General features: G+C 36.5%; 19 protein-coding genes. 4 read left to right on the top strand and 15 right to left on the bottom strand.

Going from position 1 to position 20,760, the window contains the following annotated elements; translation table 11 throughout:
* A partial coding sequence (locus HMPREF0819_RS09380) for an IS3 family transposase (protein ID WP_004233029.1) occupies positions 1-374 on the top strand: 374 nt, incomplete at its 5' end.
* A gap of 105 nt (positions 375-479) precedes the next feature.
* Here HMPREF0819_RS09380 and greA read toward each other — a convergent pair.
* The 15 genes from greA to HMPREF0819_RS05090 form a co-directional block, all read right to left on the bottom strand.
* The gene (gene greA, locus HMPREF0819_RS05020) at positions 480-962 is read right to left on the bottom strand and encodes a transcription elongation factor GreA (RefSeq protein WP_044023349.1); all 483 of its coding nucleotides are present in this window, start codon (positions 960-962) and stop codon (positions 480-482) included.
* Positions 963-1,045: 83 nt separating this feature from the next.
* Positions 1,046-2,740, bottom strand: coding sequence for an endolytic transglycosylase MltG (gene mltG, locus HMPREF0819_RS05025; RefSeq protein WP_004233031.1), 1,695 nt, complete (start codon positions 2,738-2,740; stop codon positions 1,046-1,048).
* Between the two features lie 106 nt (positions 2,741-2,846).
* Positions 2,847-3,338, bottom strand: a complete 492-nt coding sequence (locus tag HMPREF0819_RS05030) for a GNAT family N-acetyltransferase (RefSeq protein WP_004233033.1) — start codon at positions 3,336-3,338, stop codon at positions 2,847-2,849.
* A 53-nt stretch (positions 3,339-3,391) separates the two neighbouring features.
* Positions 3,392-4,723 carry a UDP-N-acetylmuramate--L-alanine ligase gene (gene murC / locus HMPREF0819_RS05035; protein ID WP_004233034.1) on the bottom strand — a complete coding sequence of 444 codons (1,332 nt, stop codon included), beginning with the start codon at positions 4,721-4,723 and terminating at the stop codon, positions 3,392-3,394.
* Between the two features lie 35 nt (positions 4,724-4,758).
* Positions 4,759-5,340 carry a divisome accessory protein ZapJ gene (zapJ, locus tag HMPREF0819_RS05040; RefSeq protein WP_004233035.1) on the bottom strand — a complete coding sequence of 194 codons (582 nt, stop codon included), beginning with the start codon at positions 5,338-5,340 and terminating at the stop codon, positions 4,759-4,761.
* Positions 5,341-5,583: 243 nt separating this feature from the next.
* A complete protein-coding gene (locus tag HMPREF0819_RS05045) occupies positions 5,584-8,676 on the bottom strand; it encodes a pilus expression-regulating Snf2 family helicase (RefSeq protein ID WP_004233036.1) in 3,093 nt (1,030 codons plus the stop codon).
* A 127-nt stretch (positions 8,677-8,803) separates the two neighbouring features.
* On the bottom strand, positions 8,804-10,114 hold the full coding sequence (der, locus tag HMPREF0819_RS05050; RefSeq protein WP_004233037.1) for a ribosome biogenesis GTPase Der: 1,311 nt from the start codon (positions 10,112-10,114) through the stop codon (positions 8,804-8,806).
* A 134-nt stretch (positions 10,115-10,248) separates the two neighbouring features.
* Complete coding sequence (gene dnaI, locus HMPREF0819_RS05055; protein ID WP_004233039.1) at positions 10,249-11,151, bottom strand: primosomal protein DnaI; 903 nt, start codon at positions 11,149-11,151, stop codon at positions 10,249-10,251.
* A 10-nt stretch (positions 11,152-11,161) separates the two neighbouring features.
* Positions 11,162-12,313 (bottom strand): DnaD domain protein, encoded by a 1,152-nt coding sequence (locus HMPREF0819_RS05060; RefSeq protein WP_004233041.1) that lies wholly within the window; start codon positions 12,311-12,313, stop codon positions 11,162-11,164.
* Positions 12,300-12,794, bottom strand: coding sequence for a transcriptional regulator NrdR (nrdR, locus tag HMPREF0819_RS05065; RefSeq protein ID WP_004233042.1), 495 nt, complete (start codon positions 12,792-12,794; stop codon positions 12,300-12,302). Before nrdR ends, HMPREF0819_RS05060 begins: the two co-directional genes overlap by 14 nt.
* A 171-nt stretch (positions 12,795-12,965) precedes the next feature.
* Positions 12,966-14,336, bottom strand: a complete 1,371-nt coding sequence (locus HMPREF0819_RS05070) for a sensor histidine kinase (RefSeq protein ID WP_237393047.1) — start codon at positions 14,334-14,336, stop codon at positions 12,966-12,968.
* 104 nt (positions 14,337-14,440) lie between these two features.
* The gene (locus HMPREF0819_RS05075) at positions 14,441-15,133 is read right to left on the bottom strand and encodes a response regulator transcription factor (RefSeq protein WP_004233044.1); all 693 of its coding nucleotides are present in this window, start codon (positions 15,131-15,133) and stop codon (positions 14,441-14,443) included.
* A 231-nt stretch (positions 15,134-15,364) separates the two neighbouring features.
* Positions 15,365-15,901, bottom strand: coding sequence for a YceD family protein (locus tag HMPREF0819_RS05080; protein WP_080552917.1), 537 nt, complete (start codon positions 15,899-15,901; stop codon positions 15,365-15,367).
* 145 nt (positions 15,902-16,046) lie between these two features.
* On the bottom strand, positions 16,047-16,946 hold the full coding sequence (gene htpX, locus HMPREF0819_RS05085) for a zinc metalloprotease HtpX (RefSeq protein ID WP_044023350.1): 900 nt from the start codon (positions 16,944-16,946) through the stop codon (positions 16,047-16,049).
* A gap of 116 nt (positions 16,947-17,062) precedes the next feature.
* On the bottom strand, positions 17,063-17,614 hold the full coding sequence (locus HMPREF0819_RS05090) for a LemA family protein (RefSeq protein WP_004233049.1): 552 nt from the start codon (positions 17,612-17,614) through the stop codon (positions 17,063-17,065).
* A 293-nt stretch (positions 17,615-17,907) separates the two neighbouring features.
* Between HMPREF0819_RS05090 and rsmG the strand changes: the two genes are divergently transcribed.
* The 3 genes from rsmG to ktrA all read left to right on the top strand — a co-directional run bounded on the left by rsmG (position 17,908) and on the right by ktrA (position 20,742).
* Entirely contained in the window at positions 17,908-18,621 is a 714-nt protein-coding gene (gene rsmG / locus HMPREF0819_RS05095; RefSeq protein ID WP_004233050.1) for a 16S rRNA (guanine(527)-N(7))-methyltransferase RsmG, read from the top strand.
* Positions 18,622-18,686: 65 nt separating this feature from the next.
* Positions 18,687-20,060 (top strand): TrkH family potassium uptake protein, encoded by a 1,374-nt coding sequence (locus HMPREF0819_RS05100; protein ID WP_044023351.1) that lies wholly within the window; start codon positions 18,687-18,689, stop codon positions 20,058-20,060.
* A gap of 10 nt (positions 20,061-20,070) precedes the next feature.
* Positions 20,071-20,742, top strand: a complete 672-nt coding sequence (ktrA, locus tag HMPREF0819_RS05105; protein WP_004233054.1) for a potassium uptake transporter gating subunit KtrA — start codon at positions 20,071-20,073, stop codon at positions 20,740-20,742.
* The last annotated feature ends 18 nt before the right edge of the window (positions 20,743-20,760 follow it).

A 20,760-nucleotide genomic window follows, 5' to 3' on the forward strand; every position in this document is an offset into this window, starting at 1 on the left:
CAACTTCGCCTAATTTGGAACAAATCAAACGAATGTTAACACAAGCTTTTCCAGATGACCATTATGATGATACGATTCTTCATAGTGACCAAGGTTGGCAATATCAACACCTGTTTTATCATGACTTTCTCAATCAAAAAGGAATTCGTCCATCCATGTCCCGTAAGGGAAATAGCCCAGATAATAGCATGATGGAATCTTTCTTTGGAATCTTAAAATCAGAAATGTTTTATGGTTTTGAAAAGACATTTAAGTCACTCGATGAGCTAAAACAAGCTATTATTACTTACATTGACTATTGCAATAACAAACGGATTAAAGTCAAACTAAAAGGACTTAGCCCTGTGCAATACAGAACTAAATCCTTTCAATAATTATTTGTCCAACTTTTTGGGGTCAGTACAATTTCTGGAGGTTTTTTATTGCTCTTATTCTTCTAAAAAGGTAAACAAAAAAAGGCTTAATAGCCTTTTTTATCATTAAGCAGTTTTTTCAACGCTGATGATTTCAACATCGTAGTTTCCAGCAGGTGATTCAATTGTTACGATGTCACCTGTTTTCTTACCAATCAAAGCTTGAGCGATTGGGCTTTCGTTAGAAATACGTCCAGCAAAGATATCAGCACCAGCAGCACCAACGATGTGGTATACATCTTTATCAGTTGTACTAACTTCTTGAACAGTAACAGTTTTACCGATAGCTACTTCATCTTTAGCTACAGCATCGCTATCGATAATTTCAGCGTAACGGATTTTAGTTTCAATGATTTGGATTTGACCTTCAACGAATGCTTGTTCGTCTTTTGCTGCATCGTACTCAGAGTTTTCTGAAAGGTCACCGTATGAACGGGCAATTTTAATACGTTCAACAACTTCTGGACGACGAACTAATTTTAGTTCTTCTAATTCTTGTTCAAGTTGTTCTTTTTCAGCAAGGGTCATTGGATAAGTTTTTTCTGCCATTTTCAATCTCTTTTCTAAAAATTTATTTTTTGGATAATCTACAAATACAAACATGGTGTATTTGACACCATGTTTGTAACAAATTATTCATTTATTTGACTATTAACATATTTTTCAACATTAGCTTGATGGTCGTCAAAGTTTTCAGAGTAGTAAACTTTTCCTGTCTTCACATCAGCAACAAAATAATAATAATCTGTTGAAGCGGGGTTAACAGTTGCCTCGATAGCTGCTAAGCTTGGGCTATCTACCGGACCAGGCATCAAACCAGTGTTAGTATAAACATTATACGGTGAATCAATCGATGTGTCAATACTTGCATCATCTGCTAAGCTTGTCTCTTCACCAAGTTTACCCATCGCATATAAGATAGCAATGTTACTTTGCAAAGGCATGTTGTTGTTCATGCGATTGTAGAAGACACTTGCAATATTACGACGGTCATCATCAGTTGAACCTTCTTTTTCAACCAATGAAGCAAGGGTTAAAACATCATTAACTGATTTTCCACTTGCAGCAATCGTATCATAATATTGTGACATGTAAGAATCCATTGTTGAAATCATTTCTTCAACAATATCTTCCATGCTTGTCTCTTTATAGTAGCTATAAGTTGCTGGGAAAAGATAACCTTCTAAGCGATAGGTTACTTGATCAGCACTTGGCAAGCTTGATAACAATTTAGGATATTTCGCAGCCATTTTTGAAATGAAGGCTTCATCTTGAACAACTTTCAAGAAATCTTCAGAGCTATATGGCGTTGAGGCATTTTTCTTAGCAGAGTTTTTTGTCACTGCTTCAGAGATTTGTTTGATTGTGTAACCTTCTGTTACCAGAATCTTACCTAAAGAAGGTTTCTCAGGTTGAGGTGTTCCACCTTCTTTTAGGAGCTTACAAATCTCATCTAAATCCATGCTAGCTTGTAAATTATAGTATCCACTTTGAAAATTACTATAGTTTTTAAATTTTGTATAGTAATTAAAAACAGTCGCACTCTTAATCACACCAGCTTTTTCAAGGATTTGTCCAATATACTTATTACCAGAACCTTCTGGAATATCTACAGTAATATACTCTGTTGATGAGCTATCAAGTGGTTTGATAGAACTATCGACATAGCGATAGACAAAGAAACCCATTGCTAGTAAAGCAATAATAATCGCCGTAATTAAACACAAAGCAATTTTTCCTGCTAGACTATTTGTCTTCTGACGTTTTTTTCTACGTTTTCCCACTTTATTCTCCAAGTCTGTCTCAGCTGCATCTGAGTGTCCAGATTCGTGCTCCAAATGAAGGTCATCTTTTGATTCAGACTCGCCTGAAGTCTTAGGTTTATCAGAAATATCTGGATTTCCATCGGCCCCAATGCCATCAGTTGCTCTCACAAGATAACTTTCAGATTTTCCCTCTGTCGCATCTGATTTCGTTCCATTAGGGTTAAAGGTCTGATCGATACTTCTCAATACATCCTTAATTTTTTGATTATCAACAGTTGGCTCAATCTGATTGTGAGCTAATGCCTCTTTAGCTTTTTCTTCAAGACGGCGTTTTTCTTCACGAATTCTAGCTTCCTCTCGCTCTCTGCGATCCTCAGCTTCGTACTCAGCCTTTAATTGGGCTGTGCGACGTGCGAACTCTTCTGCCTCTTTTTCTTTTTGACGAAGCTCAATCTCATGTTGCTTACGCAAACGATTTGCCTCTTCAAGTTCAGCTAAGATTTGCTCCTTGAAACTTTTTTCTTTTTGAGTTTTTGGCTTATCGTCGTTTAATTCGGTCAAAGCTTATCCTCCTACTCTTAATCAATCGCCATTATATCTTAAAATATAGTGAAAATCAACTCGTAGCAGCCTTTGTTATCTATTCTTAATAATAACTTTTTAAGCACTAACCTATCATCGACGATTCCCAAACCATGTTATACCAAACCGCACCGCCATGTTGTGATTCAGACTCACCTTCATCTAAAAATCCATTCATTTCATAATATGAAATGAGATTTTCTTGGCAAGTAAGACTGATTCCCATTCGTTTTTGAGCGATTGCCAAATCTTTCATAGTTGCTAGCAAAGCAGTTCCTACTCCTTGTCCTTGAAAACGTGAAGATACAGAAAGACTCGTAACTGCAATAAATCCACCACTTACAAGATTTTTTTCGACCTGATGAAACAAATCATCTGTCAAATAACGCTGAGGTACAACAGGGCCTTCTATATAGCCAGCAACCGCTCCATCTATCTCAGCAACTAAAAAAGTATCAGGAATGGTTAAAGTACGCTCTTTCATCGTCTCCAAACTTGCAGCCATATCTGAAAAATTTTCTTGTTCAATCTCTACAATAGCTTGCAAATCATCAAGACGTGCATTTCTTATCATCATGGGCTATCCCTCTTAAAAGAAAAAGAGCTTGCGCTCCCTTTCTGAAGATATCATTATTGTGTGTTGTTAGCAAGTCTTGCTAGCAGCTCTTCAAATGAACGTTCATACATTTGAATATCACCTGCTCCCATGAAGATGTAAACACCGTTGTCATGGTCAAGAAGTGGTGATACATTATCAAGGCTAATCACTTTAGCTGATTTTTTAATTTTAGCAGCTAAATCTTCAACTTTAACATCACCATGGTCAACTTCACGTGCTGAACCATAAATTGGTGCAAGGTAAACAGCATCTGCTTGGTTCAAAGCTTGTGCGAATTCATCCAAAAGCGCAATAGTACGTGTAAATGTGTGTGGTTGGAAGACTGCTATAATTTCTTTGCTTGGGTATTTTTGACGAGCTGCATCAAGTGTTGCAATAATTTCAGTTGGATGGTGAGCAAAGTCGTCAATGATTGTTGTATTGTTGATTACTTTTTCAGTGAAACGACGTTTAACACCAGCAAATGTCTTCATGTGTTCTGCTACCAATTCCATATCGATACCAGCTACATAAAGGTTAGCAATGACAGCTGTCGCATTCAAAATATTGTGACGTCCAAATGCTGGAAGGTGGAATGTTCCAAGTTCTTCATCACCATGTTTTACTTTGAAAGCAGAGCCATTTGTTGTACGAACAACGTCATACGCGATGAAATCATCTGTATCATTAAATCCATAGTAGTAAATAGCCGCATCAGAAGTAATTTTACGAAGATATGGATCATCACCGAACAAGAACAAAGCTTTTTGAACTTGTTTTGCATAGTCGTTGAATGCATCAAAGACATCATCAATGCTCTTGAAGTAATCGGGGTGATCAAAATCAATATTTGTAATGATTGAGTATTCTGGGTGGTATGGCATGAAGTGACGTTGATATTCGTCAGATTCAAATACAAAGTAATTGCTGTTAGCTGAACCACGTCCAGTACCATCACCAATCAAATATGAAGTATCTGTAATATTTTTAAGAACATGTGCCATCAAACCTGTAGTTGATGTTTTTCCGTGCGCACCGGCTACACCAAAACTTGTGAATTGGCGCATGAAATCACCAAGGAATTCATGGTAACGTTTGAATTTGAAACCATTTTTTACAGCATAGGCAATTTCAACATTGTTATCTTCACGGAAAGCATTACCGGCAATTAATTCAACATCTGATGTGATATTGTCTTCAGAAAATGGAAGGATTTCAATCCCTGCTTGTTCTAAACCACGTTGTGTGAAATAGTATTTACTAACGTCACTTCCTTGAACCTTGTGTCCCATTTGGTGTAACATCAAGGCAAGAGCACTCATACCAGATCCTTTAATTCCGATAAAATGATAGGTTTTAGACATTTTTTCTCCTCTATATATGAACTGCAACGTGCAGATTATTTTACATCATCAAAGCGAGTCAAATTCAATTCTTGAGCAACCTTATGATCTCTTTGACTTTGCAATGTTTCCTTATTATAAATTTGACTACATTTTAGGAAGTCATAATTATTTTTCGTAGGTTTTACAGTTGATGAATTATCTGGCTTTTTATAGGTTACGGGAATCTCTGCCAAGATATAATCATCTTGATGCATCTTTTCAGCAAAATGACTCAAGTCATTTTTGGGTTTCACAGCTCGCTTAGGCAATGGCGTTTTAAGCTGTTGTTGCATAGCTGCTTTAGAAGGTTTTTTCACTTCTTTTGACAGATATGCTTGACGTTTCTTACGAATATCACGTCTAGCTTCTTTACGCACCAACTCTGCATAAGTTTTACCTTGATTTGCTGAAGCATCATTTTTATCTTTGTCACCAAAATTGTAATCTTTAATCACATCATCATAGTTTTTATCTCGATAATCCCCATGGATGTTGGTAATTAAATCTTCATTTTCATATAAAGCCATTACTTTAGGTGGATTGCTTACTGGTTCTCCATCTGCAACAAGCGGAAAACGTCTTTGATTTCTAATCACAAAATCACATCCTTTCTTAAAGGGTTCTATTAATCACTCACTAAGAAATATGGGGATTTTACCTTTGACAATTCCAAGTCCTAGCAACTAAATAGCATTGTCATATTGTCTAGGATTAAACGCCTAAATCTTTTGACTTTGCTCCAACTTTGTAACATTTTTATTATAAACTAAATCAGGCTATTTTTCAAAGTTTTATAGAATAAAAGCTAGTTATCTCAAAAAGATAAACTAGCCTTTATTTTAGTGTTTCAAGCCTAAGATTTCTTTGATTTCATCTATTGTCATGCTTGCACGTGTTTCATTACCGTCAAGGACCGTCGTTACAAGGTTTTTCTTACTTTCTTGCATCTCAAGAATCTTCTCTTCAATCGTACCTCGAGTAATCAAACGATATACTTCGACGTTTTCTTTTTGACCAATACGGTGTGCACGGCTGATTGCCTGCATTTCGACGGCTGGATTCCACCAAAGGTCAATCAAAATAACTGTATCGGCACCAGTCAGATTGAGTCCGACACCACCAGCTTTTAGAGAAATCAAAAAAGTATCTTTTGAGCCATTATTAAATGCTCGAGTCATTTCTTGACGCGCATCAGCTGGAGTAGACCCAGTAATCTTGTACGATGTCAAACCAAGGTCTTCGATTTCTTTTTCAGCAATATCGAGCATGCCTCGAAATTGTGAAAAGATAAGAGCTCTGTGACCATTTTCTTTGATTTGAGTTAAGAGGTCACGAAGACTATCAATTTTACCACTTTCACCGTCATAATCCATGAACAAAGCTGGTGTATCACAGATTTGGCGCAAGCGAGTGATTCCTGATAAGATTTCAATCTTACGACGATTAATATCCGCATCAGACGCACTAGTAATTGTTTCTTGCATTTGACGAAGCTGGGCTAGGTAAATCGCTTTTTGCTTGTGGTCTAGTTCATTTGAATAATTGATTTCAATCAAATCTGGCAATTCTGGTAACACTTCTTCTTTACGACGACGCATGATAAATGGTTTGATAAATCGTGCTACTTGCTTAGCATCCATTTTCAAGAAATGTTTTTTATCTGGCAATAATCCTGGCAACACAATTTGGAAGATTGACCAGATTTCCAACAATTTATTTTCAATCGGTGTTCCAGAAAGAGCAAAGCAATTTTTTACTTCAAACTGACGCAAATAATGTGCAATCTTAGTCTGTGTATTTTTCATCACTTGCGCTTCATCAAGAATTAGATAATCAAAATTAAGCTTATTATATTCAGCGAAATCTTGGCGAAAAGATGAGTAACTTGTGATGACGACTTGGTGGTCTTCTGCGATAATTTCATCACGTACAGCTTTAAGTCCATACGATACCGCAACATCAATATCTGGTGCAAAACGCGTAAACTCGTCTTTCCAGTTGTAAATCAGACTTGATGGGGACAAAACCAAAATACGAGTTTCCTGCTCCAAGTATGACGCAAGAAAAGCAATGGTTTGGAGCGTTTTTCCAAGTCCCATATCATCGGCTAAAATACCACCAAAACCATAGTGATTTAGCATTGACATCCAACGAACACCAGTCATTTGATAATCACGAAGTTGGGTTTGTAAAGGTGCCAAAGTAACTTGGAAATCTTCTGGATGTGTCAAATCATGAGCCAACTGTTCAAATTCTTTTGAGAAAGAAATACGGTCATTGCCCTTAAATAAATCAGAGATTTGGAAAGCCGAAATAGCATCTAATTGCAGATGACCATTGTCTAATTGCTTAGCACGTAAATTTTGTAAAGTGCTGCTGACACGTTGTGTCTCTTCATCAAAGATAACTAATTTACCAGCGTTATTAACAAAATACGGCTGATTTCTAAATAAAGCATCAAGCGCATCATCAATATCATTTTCAAAAACAGTTGAAAAATCAAATGAAATATCGAGTAATCCATCAGTCGTATGAATAGAGACCTGAGGTTCTTCAAATTGGCGCATATCTTCTAATTCATCAGCCAAAGTCACTTGACCCAAGCGCGATAATTGCCCCAGAGTTCGTGTGAAGAAATCATATAAATCCTTATCTGCTAGCGGTGCATGATAAGACACAAATGCCGCTGAAAAACCGTTAGCCTCAAGCGTTCTAAACACTCTCTCCTCATGCTTGAAATGACTAGCAAATGGTAATTCATCAAGCTCACGTTTACTCTTGACAACAACATCACCATAATCAAAGGTAACGTATAAAGCAACTTCGCGATATTCGTTTAATTCTAAATAAAAGGATGGTGTAAAATCACGAATGTCAAAACTTTTCGGTGCTTCAACTTTTCCAAGTTCCTTAAAATCAAGCAAGCTAGCAGCTAATTTTGCTTGGTCATCCAAGTCAAAGAACAAGTGTTTGGCTAAATCTGCTTCGATTGGCAGACTTCGAATTGCCGTTAAAATCTTTTGTTGCTTTAGATTTAAGCTATAAATAAATCCATTTGTAAATAAATAAGCATTATTAAAGAGTGGTTGATAATCTTTTTCCGTAATAATCAACTCAATTGACTGACGATGAACGACCACTTTAAAAGAAATTAAATCTTCTAAACCATCAAGAGGTTTAAAAATCAACTGCCCATAACTTTGATGATTATGTTCAAATGAAAAATCATAAAGTTCGTTAAAGAGATTAACACCTTCTTCAAACATTCCACTCGTTAAGGATAAATTACGAGCGTGATTTGGCAAAATATAATCAATATCTAAATGATTGCCGTCTGGCAACACGCGCCACAAAAAACGAATCAACTCTTGACTTGCGTCATCAAATTGGATTAGTGATAAAGGTTCAAAATAATTTTTTCCAATCTGATAATAACCTTCATTTCTGACAACCGTTAGGAAAGCTTTGATGTCTCGGACAACATAAGCACGCTCATCTGGCAAACGATTGATTTTTAGTGTCCACCAGTAATCTGATGAATATGGACTCTGGCTCCCATAAGCTGCCAAACGGTATTTTGTTGTGTCATCATCATTAATCACTAAGCCATCAAGAAAAACACTACCAAAAGACGTATTCTTATTGGTTTCTTGCTGATTTTCCTGATGTGATCTTAGCTCATCTGATAACTCTTTTCCTTCAGTATTATTTTTTAGATAGTATTCTACTGCCGCTAGATGTTCACAGTATTTTTTCTTGGCAAAAAAATCACAATCGCATCGAACTTGTTCATCTTCTAAAGAGTATTGAAGATGATGTTTATCCACTTTTGCCTGAATTAAATCTTCTCTTGTACTGATAATGTCAACCAAATCTTGTTTGTAAAGTTCTATACCTTGATTGCGAATTCGACCTGGAATCATTCTACCCAATCTAAGCCACCACCTTTTTCCTTATCATTTAATTATATCAAATTCAGCACTCTTTAGCTTAGAAAAATGGTTATTCGATTTTATTTTTTTAAAGGCACCAAAAAAGCACTCTAAGGTGCTTTTAATCTTATTTACGTTTGCGGGCAATCAAGTTGATTGGTGTTCCTTCGAAACCGAAAGCAGCACGGATTTGATTTTCTAAGAAACGCATGTATGAGAAGTGCATAAGCTCTTCTTCGTTAACAAAGATAACAAACGTTGGTGGTTTAACGGCAACTTGTGTTCCGTAGAAGATTTTCAAACGTTTACCTTTGTCAGTTGGTGTTGGGTTGATAGCAATAGCATCCATGATAACATCGTTAAGAACAGCTGATGGAATACGTTTATTTTGGCTTTCGCTGATTTTCTTAATCATTTCAGGCAATTTGTTCAAACGTTGTTTTGTAGCAGCTGATACAAAGATGATTGGAGCGTATGACAAAAATTGGAATTGATCACGAATGTCTTCTTCCCATTTTGCAACAGTGTAATTATTTTTCTCGATAGTATCCCATTTATTGACAACAATGATGATACCTTTACCAGCTTCATGAGCAAATCCTGCAATACGTTTATCGTATTCACGGATTCCTTCTTCGGCATTGATAACCATAAGAACGATATCTGAACGGTCGATGGCACGCATTGAACGCATCACTGAGTATTTTTCAGTATTTTCGTAAACTTTCCCAGATTTACGCATACCAGCAGTGTCAATCATTGTGTACTCTTGACCTTCGCTGTCAGTAAAGTTTGTATCGATGGCATCACGTGTTGTACCAGCGATTGGGCTTGCGATAACACGTTCTTCACCAAGAATAGCGTTAATCAAGCTTGATTTACCAACGTTTGGACGTCCAATCAAACTAAACTTGATGATATCTGGATTTTCGTCTTCTTCTTCGACTGGAAGATTTTCAACGATAGCATCCAAAACATCCCCTGTACCAATCCCGTGAACTGATGATACTGGATATGGATCACCTAGACCAAGAGAATAGAAATCGTAAATATCACTACGCATTTCAGGGTTATCAACTTTGTTGACAACTAAAATGACTGGTTTGTTTGTACGATACAAGATTTTTGAAACATATTCATCTGCGTCTGTAACACCTTCTTTACCAGAAACAACAAACACGATCACATCTGCTTCTGTCATAGCGATATCAGCTTGATGTTTGATTTGTTCCATAAATGGAGCATCAACATCATCGATACCACCAGTATCAATCAATGAAAATTTACGGTTAAGCCATTCACCTGTTGTATAGATACGGTCACGAGTAACACCCTCGACATCTTCAACAATTGAAATACGCTCACCTGCGATACGGTTAAACAAAGTCGATTTGCCGACGTTTGGACGTCCGACAATAGCAACTGTAGGTAAAGCCATAATTCTTAATACCTATTCGTTAAAATAGCTAGACTATTTTAAGTGGTTTATCACCACACGAAAACACCTTTAGATGCTTCGCCGATTCCTTTCACATTCTTTTATCTATTTATCACTTTTAATGATTACAACAATTAACGTCGATTTTCACCTTGTAGATGACTTTCTCGCGCCAAATAACGGATACGTTCCATCACACGCTTAGCCTGCCAAGTTTCATCGCCTGAACGTGAGATAGCAAAATGTTCTTCTAAGCCTTTAAAGTCAAGATTTGACGTAAAGAAGGTCAACAGATTTTCTTGCATACGATATTGCAAAATCACCTGAAGCACATCATCGCGAATCCATGAACTTTGTTGTTCAGCGCCGATATCATCCAAAACCAAGATTTCAGATTGCTTGATTTGGTCAATCTGCTCTTTTACCGTTCCTGTATTGATTGCATTTTTAATATCAACACAGAAAGTTGGAAAATGCAGCAAAGTTGTTGATTTGCCATACTTAGCTGACAAGCGATTTGCCAAATAAGCCATCAAGTACGATTTACCGACACCAAAAGTTCCAAAAACGTAGAGCCCTTTTTGCGGTTTATTCTCAAGATTTTTAATATAATCATTCAAATAATTATAAATCTCGATACGATTAGGGTCCCCAAGGTCGATATCGTCAGTCGAAATATGCTTAAGACTTGTTGGCAAGCCAATCAAAGTCACACGATTTTTGATATCTTGACGTTTTTTAGCCTCAACCAATTCACGAGTTTCCAAATAAATGACATCAGCATAACCTTCGTTCATGCTAAGAGCTGGTTTATAACCTTTTGCCACGTAAGATGCATCTTGATTTTGAAACTTCTCACGTTCAACCATGAACTGATTGAATTTTGGAAGGCTTCGGTTAATTTGCTCTTGAGTCAAGCCATTTGACGTGATAAAATCAGCAATTTCCTTATCCGCTAAAATAGCTTGAGTCAATTTATTAAGATCCGTACGACTTTGGCGAAGCTGTTTAGCCAAGGTTTGTCCGATTTTTTCCATCACTCACTCCTTAATCTTCTAACATGCTACGTTTAAGTTCTTCAAGTTTTGCTTTTTCTTCAGCTGTCGCAACATGTTTGTATTCTTTAGCTGTCCACTCTGGAACATTAGTTTTAGCTACTTTTGGTTTAGCTTTGCGTTCTTTGTTACGCTGTGCAAAACTACGCATTTTTAGAACAGCAGCTTCAGCTGTCGCAACCTTCTGATATGCAAAATCATTTGCCACTTTCATGATGTAAGGCTTATTGATGTTAGCTGATTGCGTCTTATTTAACGTGTATAGCACCATCACATTAATAACTTCATCTAAGAAATTCATGTTAGCCAATTCTTCCAGCAATTTTCTCTCGCTTTCAGTAACCACCGCACGTTTTGGTGCTTTGATTTTTTCAAGAAACTCTCTAGCAGAAGTTTTCTTAGCTTCACGAATGATGACCTGTTCTTTGGCATCAAATTGTTCGTTGATTTGATTAGTATCAGCTTTTTTCTGCTCAAGCTGTACAGTCATACGTTTAGGTGAAATTACCCCATTAATCGCTGTACTTTTGGCTAAGTTGTAAGTATCAAACCAATTCATTGTGTATTTATCAGCTAAGCTATAAATCATCACAACGTCGTTTTTATCGTCTTTAAAGCGTAAGCCGTCACGCAGCATCAAACGCTCAAAACTGTCTAAATCAAAATGATTTTTTGAAACCTGCTTAGGCACACTTGGATTTTCATCCACTGTAAAAATATCAGAGAATTTTTTAGACAAGTCACGCGCCCCATCAGGCAAAACAATATCTAATTCAGCAACCGCAACCTCACCAATTTTTTGCTCTAGCAAACGACGATAAATCGGATTTGCCAGAAAAATTTCACGAGTCAAGGCAGGTTGAAGTTTCAAAACATAAGCATCACGTGTTTGATATAAAACCAACAAATCGACGGCTGTCAAAATAGCAAAAGCTTCTTCAACTTCTTGCATGTTAAGCTGTAAGTGGTTAAGAATTTCACTAAATTTGTGACGCTTAACCCCATCATCGAAGAAAGCTAAAAGATAATCATACAATAAAACCGCATGATTACCAATTACTGGATGATAAAGCTGAGTTAGACTATCAGAATCCAGCAAAATCTTATTATTTTTTACATAAGAAAATTCATCAATCGGTCTCATTTAGCTTGCTTCTTTTCTTCTTGCTGCGAACACGACTAGTAATCTGCTGAAGAAGTTCTTCGATTTCATCAACGTCTTTAAATGATTTATAGACTGAGGCAAAACGAACATAAGTAATTTCGTCAAGTTCAGCTAATTCATCCATAACAAGATTACCAATCACAGTACTTGGAACTTCACTTTCGTATTCACTACGAATTTTTTGCTCAATACGTGCCACAACTTGTTCAATATCATCACTTGATACTGGACGTTTTTGCGCACTTTGAAAAATACCATTTAGAATTTTTTCTCGAGAAAATTGTTCACGCGTTCCATCTTTTTTTATCACTAACAAGGGTAGTTCTTCAACGCGTTCAAAGGTTGTGAATCGCGCATGACAATTTTCGCATTCTCGACGTCGTCTGATAGTATTTCCGTCTTCAGCTTGACGGCTATCAATAACGCTCGATTTATTATAATTACATTTTGGACAACGCATGCAAACACCCCATTCTACCAATTATTCTAATACTTTATTTTACCATAATATCAATCATTATGAAAGTCATACCAGCCTAAGCTGGCTAGCTGTTGTCATCCCTTTTCTAACAAAATATTTCTCATACTTCATTAGAAAAACGAACAGACCGAGAAAGCTCAGTCTGTCTTTTTAATTTTTTTCTGTCGTAACAAGTGGAATGATTAAAGTAAACTCAGTTCCCTCATCAACAACACTGCTGACGCTAACTTTGAGTTCATAAGCATCCACAATTTGCTTAAGAATGGCTAAACCAATCCCAAGTCCACCTTGTGTCGAAACACGGTTACGTGACTTATCAGTGCGATAGAATCGTTCAAAGATATGATTAAGGTCATCTTGTGAAATTCCCTCACCTTCATCACGAACTTTTACAATCGCATTATCTCCTAAAACATCCAAAGTCACATGAATATTTCTACTACCTGAAGAATATTTTACGCCATTATCAATCAAGATTAAAATAGCCTGTTCAAAATGATGCTTGTAAATCTCTGCATAAATACAATCTTCAACCGTTGAAACGAGTGAAAAACGAAAATCAGGATACAGAATGCGGAAATTTCCTAAAACAACGTCAATGGATTGTTTTAAATCTGTAACCTCTCCCTTATGAAGATCAAAACTTCCTTGAACACGAATCATATCTAGCATGTCATTTACCATAATTGACATGCGGTCCGCCTCATGATAAGCGGCATCAAGACTCTCGCATAAAACTTCTGGGTCATCTTTTCCCCAGCGCTGCAACAAGCCTAAATGCCCCTTGATGACAGCAATCGGTGTGCGCAATTCATGGCTAACATCACTAACAAAACGTGTTTGCCGCTTAGCAAATCCCTCAATTTGCTCTAAAACGCTATCAAAAGTTTGTGACAAATCTTCAATTTCATCACCAGATTGAATATCCGAACGTAAAGCCAATTCACTTGGACTTTCAACGAGTTTATCAACAAATATTTGAAGTTTGCGAAGTGGCCTCAACGTCCTATCTGATACCGCAAAAACTAAATAAAAAATCAAACAACCTTCGACAAGTTCACATAGCAAAGTAATCACTACAAAAGTATGACGCACCATAAAATACGAAGCAATACTTTGGTAGACGGTTACGTAACCAATAACTTTTCGACTGTCTTTGGAATAAATTTTTTCACTCTGGTAAAAACCAGTAAAAGCTGGCGAACGGTACTTCACCGTTTCGCCAACTTTTCCAATTTTCATTGTCGATAGTACTATATCGGTTGTCAAAATTAATTGTTTATCTTTATTAAAGACAGAAACTTCTTGATTATCAAAAACCAATTCGTCAATGCCGCCTTGCCTAGCAAGAATATACTTCTTATCGCCATTTTCGATAAGCGATCCTGAAGCACCATATTGATCCAACAAATCTAATAACTTCTCTTGCGAAAGAGAAGTTTCTTTAGATAAAAATTCACGAACAATTTCTGTGGATTGATCGGTGTTATAACGATCTTTTGAAAGAAAAATTCGTGTCACACAAAAATAAATAACTATGTTAAAAGCTGATAAAATCAACAAAACCCACAAAAAAGTTTTTACTGAAATTTTTTTAGATAATGACTTTTTAAAGCACTTTATCATTATTTTTCTCGAATAATATAACCCATTCCACGAACAGTTTGGATATATGATTCTTTACCAGGAATATCAATTTTTCCACGAAGATAACGGATGTAAACATCCACTACGTTTGTTTCGATATCAGTATCATAACGCCAAACACTTGCAAGTAATTCTTCACGTGTCATCACTCGGTTAACGTTTGAAAGAAGAACACTTAACAAATCATATTCGCGTTTTGTTAATGAAATTTCATCGTCCCCACGAACTGCAGAACGATTTTGTGGATTAAGACGAAGCCCAAGCAAGCCTTCTTTAGCTTGACCTTCTTTATCATGTTCTGAATTAGCTTCTTGACGACGGAACACTGCACGCACACGCGCTAATAGTTCTTCAATAGCGAATGGTTTTACGATGTAATCATCTGCGCCACGATCAAGACCAGCAACGATATCCATGATTGAATCACGAGCTGTCATCATGATAATTGAAGTTTCTTTTTCCAAACGAAGACGACGTGTAATTTCGAATCCATCCATATCAGGCAACATCAAGTCCAACAGGATCAAATCAAAATCATCATCTAAAGCCGTTTGTAAACCTAAACGCCCATTTGTCTCAACAACTACTGAATACCCTTCGTGTTGTAACTCCAAAGACACGAAGCGTGCAAGATTTTTTTCATCCTCAATAATTAAAATCTTTTTACTCATTGTCACCAACCCTTTATTTAATGTAAAGATTATAAAATCTAATTATTTGCCTAGTACACAACCCTAATTATCGCTTTAATTTTCATTCCAATCATGAGAAAAATCCATCCATCACTCTATCCCTTTTTAATATCTTTCTCAAAAATGAATTTTTAGCCAAGTATAGTGCCCTAAAAGTATATCAAAGTGTAGGCGATAATTCAAGAAAATTTTATCTATTTATAAATTATATTAATCTTCAAATAGGCCATTTAAAGCTGAAAATGGGTTGTTTTCTTTTTTCTTTTCATTTTGCAATGCTTCGTACTGATCTTCTGTCATGACAGACCAATTTTGTCCTGAAGGCATGTCTTCTGATTGACGTTCTTCATCACTTAATACTTGCATTGGAATTGTCAAAAGAATATTGTCAACCGCACTTTCTTCCAAATCGATAAAATCATTTTCTAATACTAAAGCAAGGTTTTCTTTAACTAAGTCTTCTTTAGCATGAAGGTCTGCAGACTCAACAAAAACTTCCGTCACACCCTCGATTTGATGCACATCGACAGGCTTCATTGAACGGCTAGATGGTAGTGTAATAGTATAATCCAAACGATAGTTTAACAAGTACAATCCGTCATCATATGTCACCAGACCATTAACAAGTACTTCTTTGACGTCTAGAACTTCACTTGAACGTTGCATTAATGTTTCTTTAATATTCAAAGATTCATTAAAAGCAATCCCTTCAGCGTTTTTCTTTATTTCTGAAATTGCAATCATCAATAATTTACCTCTTTTAAAATTTCCTTACTATTATATCAGCTTTTCTATCTCTTGTCTTTATAATATTGATGTTAAATCTATTACAAGAAAATTCTTTTTTGATTATCATAAAAAAAGCTCACATCAAATGTGAACTTTTAATTTTTTACATATGACGAAGTCGGTTAATACGATCTGAAATTGAAGGGTGAGTATTAAATAAAGAACTAAATCGTTCGCCTTTTTTCAAAGGATCATTAATGTATAGCGCGGCACTCGCTTGATCTACTGGGTGATGCATTGGGGAAGACTGTTCAAGTTTTTGCAAAGCTTTAATCATACCTTCAGGATTGCGTGTCAATTCTACTGAGCTTGCGTCAGCTAAAAATTCACGCTGTCTTGAAATTGCCAACTGAACCAATGTCGCAGCAAGCGGTGCTAGAATAAGAGAAATTAATGATAAAATCAAAATGATAATACCAAGTGCACCTTCATCACGGTCATCAGAACGGCGGCGACTACCACCACCAAACCACATCATACGACTACCAAAACTTGCAATCATTGTAATAGCACTAGCAAGTGCAACAGCAATCGTTGAGATACGAATATCATAGTTTCGAATGTGGCTAACCTCATGACCAATAACGCCCTCTAACTCTTCACGGTTCATAAGTTTAAGTAAACCTGTAGTTGCCGCTACTGCTGCGTTTTCTGGGCTTGAACCTGTCGCAAAAGCATTAAGCGAATCGTCTTCAACAATGAAAACTCGTGGCATAGGGATTTGAGCAACCATAGCCATATCCTCAACAATGTGATAGAGTTGTGGCGCTTCTGCTTCACTGACTTCACGAGCATTGTTCATTGACATGACAACATTTGTTGATTGGAAAATCATACTTCCTGCATAAATGCCACCAATAATCAGGGCAATGACAACTCCAAATCCTAGGCTGTCCAACCATAGATACCCTACCGCTGCTCCAATAGCAGCTAACAACATAAAGAATACAAATAGCAAAACAACCGTCTTACGTTTATTGCTAGTAATTTGATCATATAACATCATTTTCTATATAAACGAAAGAGTCTCTTCTAGTTAATTGACGACCTAAAGAGACTCCTTATTTTCCTTTCTTTTTAAGATGACTGTCTTAAAAATTTTTCTAAAACTTGAATTGATTAAAAATCAAATGACACTTTCGGTACTTCTTTTTCTTCTTCTGGAGTTTCCAAAAATTGACTTGGTTTAAATCCAAAAAGACCTGCAACAATATTTGTTGGGAATGTTTCTAGTTTCACATTGTAGTTTGCTGTAGTTGTGTTGAACAATTGACGTGAATAAGAAATTTTATTTTCAGTATTTGTCAATTCATCTTGTAATTTAACAAAGCTGTTATTTGCTTTAAGTTCAGGATAATTTTCAGCAACTGCAATCAAGCTTGACAATTGTTTTGTAAGGGCATTTGAAGCATGCATTGCTTCTACTGGTGTTTGAGCTTGTGCAACTTGGCTACGCAATTCAGTGATTTTAGCAAATGTTTTTTCTTCATAGGCTGCGTATCCTTTAACAGTTTCAATCAAGTTTGGAATAAGGTCATTACGACGTTTCAATTGAACATCGATTTGACTCCAAGATTCTTTGGTTTGCATACGACTTTTAACAAGTCCATTGTAAGCAGCAACTACCCAAAGTACTAAAACAGCAACAATAGCAATAATAACGAAAATCATAAATTCCTCCTTGGGTATCTGATACCCTTCCTAAAAATCCAGCTTTCTAACTCCAATACTCTTGGCAAAAAGCTTCTTGCGAAAACAATCGATATTTTCTTGCTTTCATTATATCAATTTTCAAGTAATTCTAAAAGAAAATACCATAAATAAAGACAAAAACTCCCTTTTATCGAACAGTCAATGAATGTCACTCCTAGTTTTTTTATGGTAAAATAAGATGATATATATTGGATTGAAAGGATCATTGGAGAAAGTGATTTTAACATAATCAGTTTCTTTAACTTAGTAATATGACACCTGAAGAATTTTATGACAGACTTGCTAAGCAAGGATTTGACTTATCGGACACTCAAAAAAAACAATTTGAGCGCTATTTTGAACTGTTAGTCGAATGGAATCAAAAAATCAACTTGACTGCCATCACTGATAAAGAAGGCGTCTACCTTAAACATTTCTACGATTCCATCGCACCAGTTCTCCAAGGCAAAATTACAAACCAAGAGATTCGTCTCTTAGATATCGGAGCTGGAGCTGGTTTTCCAAGTATTCCGATTAAAATCTTGTGCCCTGATATCGATGTAACTATCATTGATTCGCTTAACAAACGTATCAACTTCCTTAACTTGTTGGCGGAAGAACTTGGTCTTGATGGCGTCCATTTTTACCATGGACGTGCTGAAGATTATGGACAAGACAAAGTTTTCCGCGCTAGCTATGACATCGTCACTGCACGCGCCGTTGCCCGCTTACAAGTTCTTACAGAATTGACAATTCCATTCTTAAAAGTCGGCGGACAATTGATTGCTCTTAAAGCATCTGCTGCTGAAGAAGAATTAGCTGACGCTAAAAATGCCATGTCTGTACTCTTTTCAAAACTTGTTGAAAACTATCATTACGAGTTACCAAACGGTGACAGTCGTCAAATCACAATTCTTGAAAAGAAAAAAGAAACACCAAATAAATACCCACGTAAAGCTGGCATGCCAAATAAAAAACCTCTTTAATGGGCCAATAGTGACAATAAGTGGCTCTAGCAGCCACTTAATTGCTATAAGAAAGGGATGTTCATTTGACTAGATTTTTAAAACGGCTATCTGGTACCCAACGTTTAACCGTTAGCTTTCTAATTGTAATCTTCACAGGAAGTATCTTACTATCACTTCCAATAACGCATTATCAAAATGCACCAGCAACAAACTATCTTGATCACTTATTTACCGTGGTATCAATGGTCTGTGTGACTGGGCTTTCTGTCTTTCCTGTTGCTGAGGTCTACAACGGTCTTGGGCAAGTGATTTCTGTTATCTTAATGCAAATTGGTGGTCTTGGCCTTGTCACCTTGATTGCGGTTAGTACATATTTACTCAGACGACGCATGAATCTATCGAGCCAAAATATCTTGCAATCAGCTCTAAGTTATGACAACAGTGGTCACTTAAAACGCTATCTATTCAACGTTTATAAAATAACGTTCATCATTGAATCTTTGATTGCGATTTTATTTCTTATTGACTTTATTCCAAGATTTGGTGTGAGTCATGGTATTTTCAATGCTATCTTTTTAGCAGTTTCTGCTTTTTGTAATGCCGGTTTTGATAACCTTGGTGGAGATAGTCTAAAACCATTTGTCTTAAATCCGCTACTCAATCTCCTCTTTATGATTTTGATTATCTCTGGAGGAATCGGGTTTGTAGTCTGGGTTGATATCAAACGCGCCATTAAGGCATTCCTAGCAGATAGACCTTACCGTCTAAAAACATTCACTCGCAAATTAAGCAACCAAACACGCTTAGTACTTGACACAACAGCGGTGATTTTAATACTAGGGACGGCTATAACTTGGCTTTTGGAAGCTAACAATCCTAAAACAATTGGATTGTACAATCCTTTCCAACAATTTATGGTCAGCTTATTTCAAACAGTCACAATGAGAACGGCTGGCTTTGCAACAATTTCATATCTTGATACACATACAGCAACCAACATTCTCTACATGATTCAGATGATTATCGGTGGAGCTCCTGGCGGTACCGCTGGTGGGGTAAAAGTTACAACAGTTGCAATTACTTTCTTACTCTTTAAATCAGAACTTGCTGGTCAGAGCGAGGTTACCTATCACCACCGCATCATTGCAAATAAAGTTATCAAACAAACGTTAACAGTGCTTATCTTCTTCTTTTCAATTTTAATTGTTGGCTATATCCTTCTTCTTCAATTTGAACCGCACCACGACCCAATTGCGCTGCTTTTTGAAGCAGTATCTGCCATTGCTACCGTCGGTGTTTCCATGGATTTAACGCCTCAATTATCAACTTCAGGAAGATTCGTCATCATGGCATTGATGTTCATTGGACGTGTCGGACCGTTGACGGTTCTTCTTAGTCTTCTTCAAAAGAAAGAAAAAGAAATTCAATACGCACAAACAAATATCACAGTAGGTTAGAGGAATTAAAATGAGAAAAAAAATAATTGGTGTTCTTGGACTTGGTATCTTTGGACGAAATGTTGCCAAAGAGCTTAGCAAATTTGACCAAGATGTCATTGCTATCGACATTAACGAAAATCTTGTTCAAAATGTAGCCGACGTTGTTAAAAAAGCTGCTGTCGGTGACATCACAGATATTGACTTTTTAAAAGCACTTGGCATCGGTCAATGTGATACTGTTGTTGTCGCAACAGGTAACAATCTAGAATCTTCTGTTCTTGCCGTTATGCACTGTAAAAAACTCGGCGTTAAAAATATTATCGCCAAAGCTAAAACAAAAACTTATGAAGAAGTGCTTTATGGCATCGGTGCAAGCAAAGTCATCATGCCAGAACGCGATTCTGGTAAACGCGTTGCTTCTAACATGCTTCGCCACCACATCGATAACATCGTTCACTTAGAAGAAAAATTAGCTATGGTTGAATTTTCGATTCCAGACTCTTGGGTTGGGAAAAATCTTATCCAACTCGATGTCCGAAATAAATTCGAAATCAACATTATCGGTATCCGCAAGAAAAATCCTTCAGTTATCGATACGCACATTGATCCAAACAAACCTTTCGAAGCTGATATCGAAATTATTGCCATCGCAAGTGATGACACCTTTGAAAAATTCGATTACCTTGGCTATTTGAAATAAAAAAGGCTCTTTATAAAG

The organism is Streptococcus equinus ATCC 9812 (assembly GCF_000187265.1).
Classification (GTDB): Bacteria; Bacillota; Bacilli; order Lactobacillales; family Streptococcaceae; genus Streptococcus; species Streptococcus equinus.